Raw genomic sequence first — 15,456 nt, forward strand, 5'->3', positions numbered from 1 at the left:
TAATTAATCACGCTTAATGCCCGGTAAATTGCCCAGCCATTTGAGCGCAGCCCGCAGATTCGCCTTGATGGTGTAATCAAGTGTCGCCACCTGCTCCTGGACAGCTTCTTGCAGCACGCTGGCCGGATTAGCCGGCGGTAATTTCAGATAAGCATCCGCTTCACCGTAATCGCGATGGATCGCCATGCCGGCTTTCTTGGCGATGTGCATCATCACCTTGTTTGAGGACAGGCAGTGCATGTACAAGGTGTCGATATCGACGTTGCGGCAGCGTATCGCGGCGCGTTCGAACAAATGCGTGCCGACTCCCAAGCCACGCGCGGAGGCCGCGACGGAGACGCCGAATTCGGCCACCCGCTCCTTGGTGGTGGAAGCGCTCACCGATGGCAACGCCTCGCGTGGCGCAAATGCCAGATGGCCGACGCCGAGCAAGCGCAATTTGCGGTCGTAGACACCGAATACCGTATCGCGCGTGAAATCGATATTTTCGACATAGCGGCTGACCAGATCATCCGACAATACCGAGCCGAAGCGCAGCAGGCGATCGCCGCTGCTGAGCGCCAGGAAGTGCCGCAGCAAGCGTTTGCGGGCACGGCGCGACAATTCCTTGACGAAAATTGTGGGGCGCGATGCCTTGGTTTTATCCGAGCCGGCGCCGCCGGTGCCGCCGGTTATGCCCGGCACCTGGCTTGCGGAACCCGCTTTGGCATCTGTAGCTGTCATCTTGCTAGCTCTCCTGTCGGATAAGCTTACCTCGGATCATGGTCGTTGCGCTTGCATCGTCTGCTCAACCATCTCGACCCGCGCCGCATGGATGGCCTCGGGTATCCGTTGCGGCTGCTGCTGGAACATGCCGGCGATGACGCCGGCGTTGACCGATTGCGCTGCCTGCAACGCCGCCAGCAGATAGGCGAATTGCGGATAGGGACGTCCCGCGTACCCGGTCCTGCCACGATAATCACACTCGGCGGCGCGCAGCATATCGATAAATCGCTGTGGTTTGCGAAAGGCATCGCACCGCCCCAGCAAATTCACTATGGTGTTCGCGCGCAGCTCGAATGCGCGGCCGACATTGCCGTGCTCACGCGCGGTCATGAGCGCCAGGTCGCGCGCCTCGCCCGGCACTTTGAGGCGCTGGCAAACCCGTTCCACCAATTCCACGCCATACCCCTCGTGACCGTGATGGCTAGGCCAGTCGGCGGCCGGCGTGACGCCCTTGCCCAGATCGTGCATCAGTGCCGCGAAGCGCACCGGCAAGGCGTAGTTTTCACGTGCAGCGGTATCCACCACCATCATCACGTGCACGCCGGTATCGATTTCCGGATGATATTTTTCTGGTTGCGGTATGCCCCACAGGACATCCAGCTCAGGCAGGATGCGCGCCAGCGCACCGCAGGCGCGCAAGACATCAAACATGCGCGACGGCTGCGCTTCCATCAGACCGCGCGCCAATTCCTGCCACACGCGCTCCGGCACCAGCGCATCGACTTCGCCGGCGGCGACCATGCGCTGCATCAAGGCATTGGTCTGCGGCGCCACCGTGAAGTCGGTAAAGCGCGCGGCAAACCGGGCTACGCGCAAGATGCGTACCGGGTCTTCGGCGAAAGCCTCGGAGACATGGCGAAATACGCGGTCCTGCAGATCCTGCCGGCCGTTAAACGGATCTGCCACAGTGCCGTCGTCGGCGCGCGCGATGGCGTTGATCGTCAAGTCGCGGCGCACCAGATCTTGTTCCAGAGTGACGTCGGGATCCGTATGAAACACAAAGCCCTTGTAGCCCGGCGCAGTTTTACGTTCGGTGCGCGCCAGCGCATATTCCTCGTGCGTGTCAGGATGCAGGAACACCGGGAAGTCCTTGCCGACCGGCCGGAAACCTTGCGCCAGCATGTCTTCCGGCGTAGCGCCGACCACCACGTAATCACGGTCTTTTACGGGTAACCCGAGCAACTCGTCGCGTACCGCGCCGCCAACCTCAAAAACTTTCATGGCTGTGATTGAACCTGCTTAGTCTGGCAATTTAATCTGGTAACACTTCAGTTTCCGCCAACGCCTCGCGTATCCAGCGCGCCACGGCGGGATGCGCCTGGACCCGTTCGGCATAAGCTTGCAAGGCTGGCGCCAGCGATACCCCGTAACTGCGGAAACGCATCACCACCGGCGCAAAATAAGCATCGGCAATCGAAAAGGCGCCAAACAAGAATTGATGATGGCCGAATTCGGATAAACAGCTTTCCCAGATTTCGATCACCCTGGCGATGTCAGCCTGGGCGCCGGCAGTACGGCCCTGGCCCGGCTTGTGCGCGCGGATATCCATCGGCATTGCCGAACGCAGGGAGGCGAAACCGGCATGCATTTCAGCGCATATCGAACGGGCAGTGGCGCGCGCCATGGAGTCTTGCGGCCACATGCCCAGATCGGGGAACTGCTCGGCCAGATATTCGCAAATGGCCAGCGAATCCCAGATCGGCCTGTCGCTTACCAACAGAATCGGCACCCGGCCGCTGGCCGAATAGCGTCCGATCTGGTTCGCGGTATCCGCTTGCCGCAGCAGGATCTTGTGCTCCTTGAAGGGAATCCCGAATGCCGTCATCGCCACCCACGGCCGCATCGACCAGGAAGAATAATTCTTGTTGGCGATCACCAGTATCAAGCCATCTGCCCCAGCTTTTTGCAAAGCGGCGGACAGGCTGGGATCAAGTTCTGTGGTTTGCATGGGTGCGCCTAGCATGTGTCCGCCTATTCAACTCCGGATGTCAACATTTTTGCGATATCAAGGCAGCGCCGATTCGACGAAACCCTTGGGCGCGACCGTGCCCAGCCGCGCCTTCAAGGACTGCGGCTTGCCTTCGAACAGGGCTGCATAGTAAGTTGCGTTGGACAGTACATTTTTTACATAGCCGCGGGTTTCGTTAAACGGAATCGACTCCGCAAAAACCGCGCCTTCAACTGTGCCCGGCAAGGTCGAACGCCAGGCGCGCGGCCGGCCAGGGCCGGCATTGTAGGCGGCCGAGGCCAGCGCTTGCGAGCCGTCCAGATCGGATAACACCATGCTCAGATAATTGGTGCCCAGCAGGATATTGGTATTCACATCGGATATCTGGTCGTTGGTAAAACCGTTCAAGCCGATTTTCTTTGCGACCCAGCGTGCTGTCGTCGGCATCACCTGCATCAAGCCGCTGGCGCCGACGTCCGAGCGCGCACTTCTGATGAAGCGCGACTCTTGCCGGATCACGCCATATACCCATGCCATATCAAGCCCCAGATTTTGCGTATTGGCGGTCATGACGTCACGATGAGGAGACGGGAAGCGCTGGTTGAAATCGACTTCGACCTTGGTACGGTCGGAAGTATTCACCATGCGGTCGAGGACATTGTTTTGGCGCGCGAATTCGGCCGCCGTCAGCAATTGACGATCGGTCATTGTGCGCAATTCCCAGTTCCATTCGCGCACGCCTTCAAAGCGCAGATTCATGTCAAAAAACCGCAGCGCACGACGGAAGCCCTGGTTATTTGTCATCGGAGCCAGTTCGGCCGGGCTGAACGCTTGCGTGGAGGAAACCGCGATGATTTTCTGTCCTAATTCTTCCAGCGCCAGTTGACCATAGAAATTGGTCTGGTCGGCGATCGACTGGAATTGCTGCTGCGCTTGCTCAGACTTTCCTTCCGACTGATCGGCCCGCCCCATCCAGTAGATCCAGGTCGGATCGCTGCGTAACGCCGCCGGCATTGCCAGGATAGCGCTACGGACCAGCTTCCAGTCGCCGGCGCGCAAGGCAGAACGGACCCGCCACTGATAAGCATCCGTCGACAACGGCGTATTGCCCGCATTACCTTTGACCTGGCGCCAATAATCGATGGCCTGCGGTTCCAGCTTGAGCGCCGACTGCAGCGCTATCTGCGCCCATGCCAGGGATCGTTCGGAGGATGTCAATTGATCCGCGGATGCGTTCAGCGCGTCGGCCGCCCTGCCTGTATCGTTTTTGGCTACCCGCCCCAAGGCAATGATGAATAACTCATGGTTGTCCCGGCTGGTTCCCGGACCGCGTGCAACCATCAGGGCGTATTTTTCGATGGCCTGCGCCACCTGGGAGTCGTCAGCGTCGATATACGGCGTCATGCGGCGCGCGACGCCGCCAAACCCTGCCTCTACCGCTTGCCGGATCTGGAACCAGACATCATCCGCGGTGAACTGGCCATTTTGCGCCAGCGTGCCAATCAGACCGGTGCAACCCTGGCCGAAATCCTTCGGCGTGGTCAGCAAGGCACGCGCCTCCGCGGCGACATTCTGGCCTTTCAACGCAGCCGAGGTCAGCGCGTAGCATTTCAATTGCGTATCGTCGTCGAGTACGAATTTCGGATATTGTTCGTCGAAAGTGCTCCAGTCGCCGGCCTTGCCCAACTCCAGCAGCCAGTCGTTGCGCAGGCGGTCGGCAATGGCGCTGCCATCGTAACGCGCCAGATATTCGCGAATCTCAGATTGCGGAGCAACCAGGTCTTTGATCAAGGGCTTTAAGCGGTAATAATCGACATACGAAGGAATGTCATAATCACTTAAAGTGGAAGCCAGCAGCGCTGCCTTATCCGTATTGTTCGCACGTGCGGCATCGCGCAAGGCCAGGAAAGCATCGTCCTGACTGGCGTAACTGGCGGGAGCGGCTCCGGTGGCGGCATTATTGGAGCGCTTTTGAGCATAAGCTGCACCTGTCATCACGGCGGAAGAAGCCACAGCGACGGCGATCACAGCAAGCCATTTCTTTTTAAACATGTAACTGCCAACCTTAATTTTACGAAAGCGGATGATGATGTCTAGCATAGCATGTGATGCCAGTGATGCAACGCCAGGCGCGGACAAAACGCTGCTGCGGCGTAGCTTGCTGGCGACACGCAAGTCGATCAGCCCGGCCTGCCGCCAGGATTGGGACGCAGAGCTTGGGCGGCGGGTAATCGCCTGGGCCACGCTGTGGACCGATACACATCCGGACGGCACGCTCGGCGTCTACTGGCCGATCCGCGGCGAACCGGATCTGCGCCCGGCCTATGCCGAACTGGCGGCGCGCGGCATGCGGCTGGCATTGCCGGTAGTGGTCGACAGTGATAGCCCGTTGCGCTTTGTCGGCTGGAATCCGGGTGAGGCCATGGTCAAGGATGGATTCGGTGTCGCCATACCGGCCAGCGATGTAGCGGCCACACCGCAGGCCCTGTTGATTCCCTGCGTCGGCTTCAACATGCACAAAGTACGGCTGGGTTACGGCGGAGGATTTTATGACCGGACGCTGGCGCCGTCGCCGCGTCCGCAGGCAATTGGCATTGCCTATGCCTGCGGGCTGGCCGAATTTGACGGCGCAGCGCATGATGTCGCGCTGGATGCCATCATTACCGAAACAGTGAATTTATAGCTTGAGGCGCTGCCAGATCGCGATAGTCGCAGCCGATTGATTCAGAGTGTAGAAATGCAAACCGGGCGCACCGCCTGCCAGCAGGCGCTCGCAAAGCTGGGTCACCACGTCCAGGCCGAAGGCGCGGATCGAATCCGTGTCGTCGCCGTAGCTGGCGAGCTTGAGGCGAATCCAGCGCGGGATCTCGGTGCCGCACATATCTGAAAAACGCATCAACTGCGAATAATTGGTGATCGGCATGATGCCGGCGATCACCGGTATGGTCGCACCCAGTTTTTGCGCTTCTTCGACAAAGCGGAAATAAGCATCCGCATTGTAGAAATATTGCGTAATGGCGCCGTTGGCGCCGGCTTTCACCTTGCTGACATAACGCTGCACATCGTCTTGCGGCGATTTGGCTTGCGGATGCATTTCAGGATAGGCCGCAACTTCGATATGAAACCAGTCGCCGGTTTCAGCGCGGATGAATTCCACCAGCTCATTGGCATAGCGGAATTCGCCGGAAGAAATATCCATCGCGCCGTAACCGCTGGGCAAATCGCCGCGCAATGCAACCAGGTGCTTGATGCCGTTATCCTTGTACTGCGTCAGAATCGAACGCAGCGATTCGCGCGAACTGCCCAGGCACGACAGATGCGGCGCCGCCTCATGGCCTTCGCGGCGGATCTCGAGCACGGTGTCCAGCGTACCCTTCTGGGTCGAACCGCCGGCGCCGAAGGTGACTGAAAAATACTTGGGGTGCAACTCAGCCAGTTTGGCACGCGTCACCCGCAATTTTTCTGCGCCTTCAGGGGTCTTGGGCGGGAAAAATTCAATGCTGAAATTCTTTTTTGCCATTTTCTGTATCACTCAATCATTCAATTTTTCTTCAACAGCAAAGTAGAGAGTGCCCACGAAACAATGCTGTACAAGATAGCGCCGCCAACCGCCGACCAGAAACTGGCCACGTAGAATCCGCTCACCAGGTGCGACACCAGCCAGAACATCAGGCCGTTGATGATGAAGATGAACAAGCCCAGCGTCAGTAAAGTTGCCGGCAAAGTCAGCAGCAGCAGGATCGGACGAATCAGGGTATTGACGAAACCCAGCACCAGCGCCGCAATCAGCGCCGCACCGAAACTGGCAAACTGCACCGAGTGCATCAAATACGGCACCGCCAGCAAGGCCAGGGTGTTGATCAGCCAGGTAATCAGTAAACGCATCGTGTGTTCCTCTTGGTGATGAAAGAACTGCGGTCGGCACATATATATGTATACGCACCGATCGCAGCCTCGCGATTAGTAGCGGTAGTGTTCCGGCTTATACGGACCGGTTTGCTTGACGCCGATATAAGCGGCCTGCTCTTCGGTCAATACCGACAACTGCGCATTGAGTTTTTTCAACTGCAGGCGCGCGACTTTTTCGTCCAGGTGTTTTGGCAAGGTGTACACGCCGACCGGATAGGCTTTCGTGTTCACGAACAATTCGATCTGAGCGATGGTCTGGTTGGCGAACGAAGAACTCATCACGTACGACGGATGGCCGGTACCGCAACCCAGGTTAACCAGGCGCCCTTCCGCCAGCAGGATGATGCGTTTGCCGTCCGGGAAAATGACGTGGTCGACTTGCGGCTTGATGTTTTCCCAAGTGTACTGCTTCAACGCGGCGACTTCGATTTCGTTATCGAAGTGACCGATGTTGCAGACGATTGCCTGGTCTTTCATTTTTTGCATGTGAGCGTGGGTGATCACATGGTAGTTGCCGGTGCAGGTGACGAAGATGTCGCCATGTTCAGCGGCGTACTCCATGGTCACTACCCGGTAACCTTCCATCGCCGCCTGCAAGGCGCAGATCGGATCGACTTCGGTTACCCAGACTTGCGCCGACAATGCGCGCATGGCTTGCGCCGAACCCTTGCCGACGTCGCCATAACCTGCGATCACGGCAACCTTGCCGGCGATCATGACGTCGGTGGCGCGCTTGATGCCGTCGACCAGCGATTCGCGGCAACCGTACAGATTGTCGAATTTGGATTTGGTGACGGAGTCGTTGACGTTAATTGCCGGGAACGCCAGCTTGCCTTCCTTGTGCATCTGGTACAGGCGATGTACGCCGGTAGTGGTTTCTTCGGTCACGCCCTTGATCTGGGCCAGGCGCGTCGAATACCAGTTGGGCGCCGTCGCCAGCTTTTTCTTGATCGCGTTGAACAGGCAGATCTCTTCTTCGGAGCCTGGATTGTTCAAGACCGAAATGTCTTTTTCTGCACGGGTGCCGAGGTGCAGCAACAGTGTTGCGTCGCCGCCGTCATCCAGGATCATGTTGGCTTGCCCGTCAGCTTGGGAACCCGGCCATTCGAAAATGCGGTGCGTGAAATCCCAGTAATCGTCCAGCGACTCGCCCTTGAAGGCGAACACTGGCGTGCCGGCGGCGGCAATCGCGGCGGCGGCGTGGTCCTGGGTCGAATAGATATTGCAGGATGCCCAGCGTACCTTGGCGCCCAAGGCTTCCAGTGTCTGGATCAGCACCGCGGTCTGGATCGTCATGTGGATCGAACCGGTAATGCGTGCGCCTTTGAGCGGTTGCGCGGCGGCGAATTCTTCGCGGATCGCCATCAGGCCCGGCATTTCGGTTTCGGCGATCTTGATTTCCTTGTCGCCCCAGGCGGACAAGCTGATATCGGCAACCACGTAATCGTGGCTAGTGGAAGTTGTCGAGGAATGTGTAGATGCGTTCATGACTGCGGCGTTCATCACGCCCTCCTTTCGTTAGAAAAAAAGTAACGTGAGCGCAGTTGCAAAATGACTGTACCAAGCCTGGCAGACCATGTCTGTCGCAACGCTCCTTGGATACGAGCCGCTATTTTAAAGCAAAACGGCAGATTTTCGGCTAGCCGAAGCACATATTCCGCTTATCTCGATTGACGAATAACCGGCCGGCCCTCAGACCCAGCCCATTTCGTGCAACTCGCTCTTGATATAAGCATAGTAAATCGGCGCGGCTACCAACCCGGGCAAACCGAAAGCCGCCTCGGCCAGGACCATCATCAGCAGCAACTCCCAGCTGCGGGCGTTGATTTGCGAACCGACAATCCGCGCATTGAGAAAATATTCCAGCTTGTGTATCAGCACCAGGAACACCAGCGCCGCCAATGCCACGTAGACCGATACCGAGAGGGCCACCATGACGATTAGCGTGTTGGAAATCAAGTTGCCGATCACCGGCAGCAAACCCGCCAGAAAAGTGACGATGATCATGGTCTTGGTCAATGGCAGGTGGACGCCGCCGAGCCGCAGCACCACCAGCAGGAAGATCGCCGTCAATATCGTATTCAACAGAGAAATCTTGATCTGGGCGAACACCACGCGATGAAAAGCGTCTGCCAGCAGACGCGCCCGTCCCAGCAATTCGCCGGCCAGCGGCTGCAGCAGCGGCATGGGGTGGGCCGCGTTCAGCGCCACCATGGCGCCCAGCACCATGCCTACCAACACATGCACGAATACCTGTACCGCCTCCTTGCCTGCCAGTTGCACTTCGCCGCTATGGGATTGCAGCCAGTCGCTCATGATTTGCCGGATTTCTTCGATGTCGTCGGGCAGGTATTGCTGCAGCCAGGCCGGCAGTTGGGTACGCGCCTGGTCCACCACCACCAATAATTGGGATTGCAGCACTTGCAGGCGATCGGGACCGCCGTGGAAGAATGCAACCAATCCGAAAATGATCAGCGTCAACAGCCCGATAATAATCGCCGACAGAAACACCACGGAAATCAGATGGGCCCGCTCGCTGGTCAGCCGCCGCTGCACAAATGGGGTCAATGTGCGAACCAGTTCATACACCAGCAGACCGGCCAGCAGCGCCGTCAGCATGTGCAGGCTCATCACCAGGAACAGCGCGGCTAACGCCACCAGCCAGGCCGCCAGGCGAAAGCGTGGCAAGACGGTGATCACCGGACGCGACTGACCAGGATCGGATAGCGCTTCGGGAGCGGACTCAAAAGCGGATTCAGAAGCAGATTTGGGGGCGGAGGCCATGTAGGGGACTTGGTTAAATCGGGCGCAATACATCGAGTGTTGCCGCGGGATCATTCTTTTAGGGAGTCACTGAAGTGGTCAGTGTAGCAAGTCGTTACCATCGTGCAAAGCACGATTCTGGCATCGCCGGTGATTTGGCTTGATTTGGCTTGATTTGGCTTGATTTGGCTTGATTAGGGCCTGGCAGGGAAGCACATCCCTGCCAGGCCTGCACGGTAATTACAGCGCCGCAGCTTTCAGCGCAGCAGCCTTGTCGGTACGTTCCCAGGTGAACTCAGGTTCTTCCCGGCCGAAATGGCCGTAGGCGGCAGTCTTTTGGTAAATCGGACGCAGCAAGTCGAGCATTTGCACGATGCCCTTCGGACGCAGGTCGAAATGTTCGAGCACCAGCTGCGCCAGCTTTTCGTCGCTGATCTTGCCGGTGCCAAAGGTGGTCACCATCACCGAGGTCGGCTTGGCGATGCCGATTGCGTACGATATCTGGATCTGGCAGCGTGAGGCCAGGCCGGCGGCAACGATGTTCTTTGCCACATAACGGCCGGCATAGGCCGCCGAACGGTCCACCTTGGATGGATCCTTGCCGGAGAATGCGCCGCCGCCGTGGGGCGCAGCACCGCCGTAGGTATCGACAATGATCTTGCGCCCGGTCAGGCCGCAATCGCCTTGCGGGCCGCCGATGACGAAACGGCCGGTCGGATTGACCAGGTAACGGGTATTTTGCAGCCATTCCTTCGGCACTACCGGCTTGATGATTTCTTCAATCGCCGCTTCTTCAATCGCCTTGTGCTGCATTTCCGGCGCATGCTGGGTCGACAGCACCACGGTATCTATCGCCACCGGTACGCCATCGACGTATTTCAGCGTAACTTGCGACTTGGCGTCCGGACGCAGCCATGGCAGGCGGCCGTCTTTACGCAATTGCGACTGGCGCTCGACGATTCTGTGGGCGTAATAAATTGCAGCCGGCATCAGTTCCGGCGTTTCGTCGCAGGCGTAACCGAACATCAATCCCTGGTCGCCCGCGCCTTGATCGAGATCGAGGCCCTTGCCTTCATCCACGCCCTGGGCGATATCCGGCGATTGCTTGTCGTAGCCGACCAGCACCGAGCAACTCTTGTAGTCGATGCCGTAGTCGGCATTGTCGTAGCCGATACGTTTGATGGTTTCACGCGCAACGGCGATGTAATCGACATTGGCGAAGGTAGTGACCTCACCCGCCAGTACGACCAGGCCGGTATTGCACAGGGTTTCGGCAGCGACCCGGGCTTGCGGGTCCTGGGTGAAAATTGCGTCGAGAATCGCGTCGGAAATTTGATCCGCGACTTTATCGGGGTGACCTTCGGAAACGGATTCAGAGGTAAAGAGGTATTCATGTGCCATTGCAAGCTCCAACAAAAAAACAAGTGGTGACCATGTCGCAGTCAAACCTGTTGAGCCTGCGACGCTTTAGCGAAATTTGTATGCCGCCTCGCAAGTTGTCTATTAACTCGGCGGATGATGCTAATTGCTACAATTACTATATATTAAGATGATTCCGATGATTTCAATGATTCCTACCGGTAATCTGTCTGCTTTCCAAAAGCGCTGTGCAACGCCGTCCGGTTGTCAAACTATTGTGCTATTTTACGCCTCTTGAAAAAAATCGGCAAAATCCAACCTCTTTTGGCTCTTATCGAGCTCCGCTAATGCTTGTAACGCTCTTTCGCCTGCTCTCGACGCTACCTCTATTTTTCCTACACGCAATAGGGACGCTGGGCGGCTGGCTGGTGTACCTGGCCTCTGGCGCCTATCGCGACAAATTAAAGGACAACCTGTTCCGGGCCGGGTATCAAACGGCTTTGCCGCAAGCCATCAGTGAATCCGGCAAGAGCATGTTCGAGTTGCCGTTTATCTGGTGCGCAGCGCCGCAACGTGTGCTACGTACCGCCGCCATTGAAAACTGGGAGCTGGCGCAGGCAGCGCTGGACGCCAAAACCGGCGTGATTTTCCTGACCCCGCATCTGGGCTGCTTTGAAATCATCGCCCAGGCTATCGCCACCAAGACCCCTCTTACTGCGCTCTATCGGCCGCCCCGCAAAGCCGCTCTTAAACCTTTGATAGAAGGTGCGCGCAGCCGCCACAACCTGCTGCTGGCGCCCGCTAACCTGGCGGGTGTCCGCACCCTGTTCAAGGCACTCAAGAAGGGTCAGGCAATCGGCTTGCTGCCGGATCAGGTGCCGCAGAACGGAGAAGGCATATGGGCCGATTTTTTTGGGCGCCCGGCCTACACCATGACCTTGCCGGCCAAGTTGCAACAAATGAGCGGCGCGCCGATTATCCTGTCTTATGCCGAGCGCCTGCCGTTCGGCCGCGGTTACGTGATCCGCTTTGTGCCGTTCGAAGAAACCCCGGGCCACACCACGGAACAACGCACACTGGCCATCAACCTGGCCATGGAGAAGCTGATCGCACGTTGCCCGGCGCAATATATCTGGAGCTACAACCGTTACAAGACTCCACCCGGAGTCGCGGCACCGCCGGCCCCGGCCGCCCAGGAGCCGCAGGCATGAGGGCCTTGCTCGGTTTGTTGTGGCTGGCGCATTTTTTACCGCTGTGGATTTTGGGCCCGGTTGGCGAAGCCTTGGGCTCATTGCTGTTTATCATCATGAAACCACGGCGGCATATTACGCTGACCAATCTGCGGCTTTGTTTTCCTGACATGCCTGAAGCTGAGCGCGTGGCGCTGGCGCGCCGCCACTTCCAAGCATATTCGCGCAGCGTGCTGGAGCGAAGCGTGTTGTGGTGGGCTTCGGAAAACCGTTTGCGGCGCCTGATCAAGATTGAATCGGATCTGCCGCTCAGCACCTTGCAGGCCGGCCCGACCATTCTGCTGTGCCCGCATTTCGTCTGCCTGGAAATTCCCGGCATCGCCTTGGTGCTGAATTCTTCGACCTCGATTTGCACTATCTATTCGCGCCAGCAAGATGCAGTGATCGATGCGGCGCTGCTGAAAGGACGTTCGCGCTTCCGGCCGGTCAAACTGTTTACCCGCGAGCAAGGCGTCAAACCCATCATCCGGGCAATGCGCGAAGGTTTTCCTTTCATCATGCTGCCGGATATGGATTTCGGCATCAAGGACGCCGAATTCGTAACGTTTTTTGGCGTCCAGGCGGCGACTCTCACGGCCACAGCACGGATTGCCGCTGCGACCAAAGCCAGGGTGGTGCCGATGATCGCAAGCTTTTTACCCGGTTACAAAGGCTGGAAGGTCACCTTTTATCCGGCCTGGGAAAATTATCCGGGCGACGATATGACAGAGGCAACCCGCCGCATGAACGCATTTATCGAAGACCGCATCCTTGAGGCGCCGGCCGAATATTTCTGGGCCCACAAACGCTTCAAGACACGGCCGCCGGGGCAGCCTGATGTTTATTCGGCGCCCGCGCCAGACCATACCGGCAGTGCTGCGCACTAGCTGCGTTTCCAGCATAATGTTCTTATGAAACTCAAATTCACTAAAATGCACGGCGCCGGCAATGATTTCGTCGTGATTGACGCGATACACCAACATGTCGATTTCACTGCGGAGCAATGGCAGCAATTGGGCGACCGCCGCTTTGGCGTGGGCGCAGATCAAATGCTGGTGGTTGAAAAATCGCAGGCAGACGGCGTCGATTTTCGCTATCGGATTTATAACGCCGACGGCGGCGAAGTCGAACAATGCGGCAACGGCGCCCGCGCCTTCGTCAAATTCGTGACCGACAAGGGTCTGACCGGCAAGCGCACGATCAGGGTGGAAACCATGTCCGGCATCATTGAGCCGAGGCTGGAAGACGATGGCCGCATTACGGTCGATATGGGCGCGCCGGTCCTGGCGCCGGCCGCGGTGCCGTTTGACGCCAGTAATCTAAGCAGCCAGGCGATGGGCGAGGATGCGCTCTGGCCGCTGGATATCCAAGGCAAACAAGTCTGGATCTCAGTGGTGTCAATGGGCAATCCGCACGCGGTGCAAGTGGTTGAAGACAGCGAAGCTGCGCCGGTCTTGGTCGACGGCCCGCTGATAGAACATCACCCGCGGTTTCCAAGGCGGGTGAACGCCGGTTTCATGCAGATTATCGATCGCCGCCATATCAAGCTGCGTGTATTCGAGCGCGGCGCCGGCGAAACGCTGGCTTGCGGCACCGGAGCCTGCGCAGCAGTGGTGGCAGGCATTCGACGCGGCTTGCTCGACACCCCGGTCAAGGTGCAAACCCACGGCGGCGAACTGTCGATTGCCTGGGCCGGGAACGGCCAGCCGGTATTGATGACCGGTCCGGCAGTGTCGGTATTCGAGGGCGAGATAGAAATCGGCTGATTTTGTCAGCCGGGCTCGGCTTCCAGCGCCGCTGCCGGCACCGCGGTTTTGAAGCGGTAAAGGCGTTGCCGGTAATTTCCTTCCGGTCCGTCCGGGCCGCAATCGACATCTTCGAACAAACGTGCGATCCGGCTCAGCGCCTGACGCTCGTCGCCGGTCTGGATCTGGATCAGGCGCCGCTTGCTGCGCGCGTACTGGGTGCGGATATCGACCACCAGACAGTGCCCGCAATCGGCCAGATTCAGATCCAGCAACAGCGCTTCCGGCCGGCTCAAGCCGAATAATGTCGCCAATTCGATCCGTGCCGCCAGAAACGGATGCGCCGAAACTTGTTCGCGCGTCAATTGCTGCCTGGCGACCTCGGCCCATGGCGCCGGCTGCGCGCTATCGGCAATTTTTGCCAGCAATCCCGCCGCCTCGCGACTGCCTTGGGCAGCGGCCTTTTGCAGCCAGTACACCGCACGCACGTCGTTAGCGAGTTTCTCCCTGCGCGTGCGCCAGGCGCTCAGGCCGCACTCCAGTTGCGCCGCGCAATGCCCCATTTCAGCGGCATGCTCCAGATGGCGCTGCATATCCACCAGATTGCGTTGGGAAAACTCGGATTTCAGATAAATCCGCGACAAGGCGTACCAGGCATCCGCCAAACCGGCCTCGCCTGCCAGCGTCAGCCAGCGGATGGCTTTTTTGTAGTTGGCCGAACCGCTCCCCACCAGCAAGCGCTCGCCGTCGCTGTTCATGCGGGCATGCCACAGGCCCAGCGCCAGCTGCGCCGCTTTGTCATCGCCATACGCTGCCAGTTCAAGAAACTGCTGCACTTCGGCGGCATCGAAGGTGACGCTGGTCTGCAACACTTGGGCACAGCGCAGCAGTAAAGACAGATTTTCTTCGCCCAGCTGCCGCTCCAGCGTCTCCGACGGCACATTCAATTGCGCCAGGATATCGGCATACTGCTCCGAAAGCGCCCTGGCCAGCGGCAGCGCCCGTTCCAGGAAGACCGGCCAATCGGCATTTTCCCAAGCCAGCTGCGCCAGCGATTGCTGTGCCTGCATCACTCCGGCATCTGCGGCGCGCGCGGTCCACTTTAATGTTGCGTCCTGTTCAGGCTTGGAAGCTGGCTGAATCCCAGCCAATGGCTGGCTTGACACGACCGCGCGATCGGAAGCTTGAGCCGGCACGCTGTCGGCATGCTGGGCCAATAGCCATTGCGCCTCGGCGATGCCGGCATTGGCAGCAGTCTCCAGCACTTTGATGACTTTGCCACGCAGCCCGTGCAACAGGTTCGGATCGCCGCCTTCGCGGCGCAATACCAGTTGCGCCAGCACCAGGCCGGCCTGCATCAGGCCCGCATCAAAAGCGCGCTCATACCAAACGCAAAGTGCCAGCGGGTCACCGACTGCTTGCGCCACTTCAAGCGGAATATGGCTGCCAATCAGCATCCAGGCTTCAGCTTCCTGTTGTTGCGCGGCCCGATCCAGCCAATGCAGCGCCGTCGACAAACTTTGCGGCAAGCCGTTGCCGCCGAATAAATAGCGCTTGCCTAGGGCTAACTGGGCAGCCGCCTGCCCGGCGCGCGCTGCGCGAATAATCGCCAAGTCTTCACGTTTAGCCATAAGTACTCATTACCAAAACGTAAATTATGCTCGATAAATGGATGAAATTTTATTTTTGCTTGATTTTTACGATATGTGGATCTTTTACGCAACATCAACTCCCAGCC

14 protein-coding genes and 1 riboswitch are annotated in these 15,456 nt (G+C 58.4%); of the genes, 4 read left to right on the top strand and 10 right to left on the bottom strand.

Translation table 11 applies throughout. The annotated features are described in order from the left end of the window. Positions 1-3 precede the first annotated feature (3 nt). From BLV81_RS15280 to BLV81_RS15295, 4 genes are read right to left on the bottom strand one after another with little or no spacing between them, the layout of a single operon-like run. Positions 4-723, bottom strand: a complete 720-nt coding sequence (locus BLV81_RS15280) for a GNAT family N-acetyltransferase (protein ID WP_092357769.1) — start codon at positions 721-723, stop codon at positions 4-6. Between the two features lie 36 nt (positions 724-759). Continuing rightward, positions 760-1,986 carry a multifunctional CCA addition/repair protein gene (locus tag BLV81_RS15285; RefSeq protein WP_092357771.1) on the bottom strand — a complete coding sequence of 409 codons (1,227 nt, stop codon included), beginning with the start codon at positions 1,984-1,986 and terminating at the stop codon, positions 760-762. A 31-nt stretch (positions 1,987-2,017) separates the two neighbouring features. Beyond that, positions 2,018-2,713 carry a glutathione S-transferase family protein gene (locus tag BLV81_RS15290; protein WP_092357773.1) on the bottom strand — a complete coding sequence of 232 codons (696 nt, stop codon included), beginning with the start codon at positions 2,711-2,713 and terminating at the stop codon, positions 2,018-2,020. Between the two features lie 57 nt (positions 2,714-2,770). Continuing rightward, complete coding sequence (locus BLV81_RS15295) at positions 2,771-4,765, bottom strand: lytic transglycosylase domain-containing protein (RefSeq protein ID WP_092357775.1); 1,995 nt, start codon at positions 4,763-4,765, stop codon at positions 2,771-2,773. A gap of 37 nt (positions 4,766-4,802) precedes the next feature. On the opposite strand from BLV81_RS15295, the gene BLV81_RS15300 reads away from it, so the two are divergent. Continuing rightward, positions 4,803-5,396, top strand: coding sequence for a 5-formyltetrahydrofolate cyclo-ligase (locus BLV81_RS15300; RefSeq protein ID WP_176992858.1), 594 nt, complete (start codon positions 4,803-4,805; stop codon positions 5,394-5,396). Here the strand turns inward: BLV81_RS15300 and metF are convergent. From metF to metK, 5 genes are all read right to left on the bottom strand, one after another. Next, a complete protein-coding gene (gene metF, locus BLV81_RS15305) occupies positions 5,391-6,233 on the bottom strand; it encodes a methylenetetrahydrofolate reductase [NAD(P)H] (RefSeq protein WP_092357779.1) in 843 nt (280 codons plus the stop codon). The two genes, BLV81_RS15300 and metF, sit on opposite strands and share 6 nt — an antisense overlap. 20 nt (positions 6,234-6,253) lie before the next feature. Next, positions 6,254-6,598 carry a phage holin family protein gene (locus BLV81_RS15310; protein ID WP_041742591.1) on the bottom strand — a complete coding sequence of 115 codons (345 nt, stop codon included), beginning with the start codon at positions 6,596-6,598 and terminating at the stop codon, positions 6,254-6,256. 75 nt (positions 6,599-6,673) lie between these two features. After that, positions 6,674-8,125, bottom strand: a complete 1,452-nt coding sequence (gene ahcY / locus BLV81_RS15315) for an adenosylhomocysteinase (RefSeq protein WP_092357781.1) — start codon at positions 8,123-8,125, stop codon at positions 6,674-6,676. A 26-nt stretch (positions 8,126-8,151) separates the two neighbouring features. Beyond that, positions 8,152-8,226, bottom strand: a riboswitch (S-adenosyl-L-homocysteine riboswitch). 88 nt (positions 8,227-8,314) lie between these two features. Further along, positions 8,315-9,406 (bottom strand): AI-2E family transporter, encoded by a 1,092-nt coding sequence (locus BLV81_RS15320; protein WP_092357783.1) that lies wholly within the window; start codon positions 9,404-9,406, stop codon positions 8,315-8,317. 219 nt (positions 9,407-9,625) lie between these two features. Beyond that, entirely contained in the window at positions 9,626-10,786 is a 1,161-nt protein-coding gene (metK, locus tag BLV81_RS15325) for a methionine adenosyltransferase (protein WP_092357785.1), read from the bottom strand. Between the two features lie 305 nt (positions 10,787-11,091). On the opposite strand from metK, the gene BLV81_RS15330 reads away from it, so the two are divergent. Genes BLV81_RS15330 through dapF form a run of 3 tightly spaced genes read left to right on the top strand, consistent with a single transcriptional unit; the run spans position 11,092 to position 13,739 of the window. After that, positions 11,092-11,955 carry a lysophospholipid acyltransferase family protein gene (locus tag BLV81_RS15330; RefSeq protein ID WP_092357787.1) on the top strand — a complete coding sequence of 288 codons (864 nt, stop codon included), beginning with the start codon at positions 11,092-11,094 and terminating at the stop codon, positions 11,953-11,955. After that, a complete protein-coding gene (locus tag BLV81_RS15335; RefSeq protein ID WP_092357789.1) occupies positions 11,952-12,860 on the top strand; it encodes an LpxL/LpxP family acyltransferase in 909 nt (302 codons plus the stop codon). Before BLV81_RS15330 ends, BLV81_RS15335 begins: the two co-directional genes overlap by 4 nt. 24 nt (positions 12,861-12,884) lie before the next feature. Then, positions 12,885-13,739, top strand: coding sequence for a diaminopimelate epimerase (gene dapF / locus BLV81_RS15340; protein ID WP_092357790.1), 855 nt, complete (start codon positions 12,885-12,887; stop codon positions 13,737-13,739). Positions 13,740-13,744: 5 nt separating this feature from the next. Here the strand turns inward: dapF and BLV81_RS15345 are convergent, their stop codons facing one another. Beyond that, complete coding sequence (locus BLV81_RS15345; RefSeq protein WP_092357792.1) at positions 13,745-15,349, bottom strand: tetratricopeptide repeat protein; 1,605 nt, start codon at positions 15,347-15,349, stop codon at positions 13,745-13,747. Positions 15,350-15,456: the final 107 nt, after the last annotated feature.

The sequence above is a fragment of the Collimonas sp. OK242 genome, from assembly GCF_900107095.1.
GTDB lineage: Bacteria > Pseudomonadota > Gammaproteobacteria > Burkholderiales > Burkholderiaceae_D > Collimonas.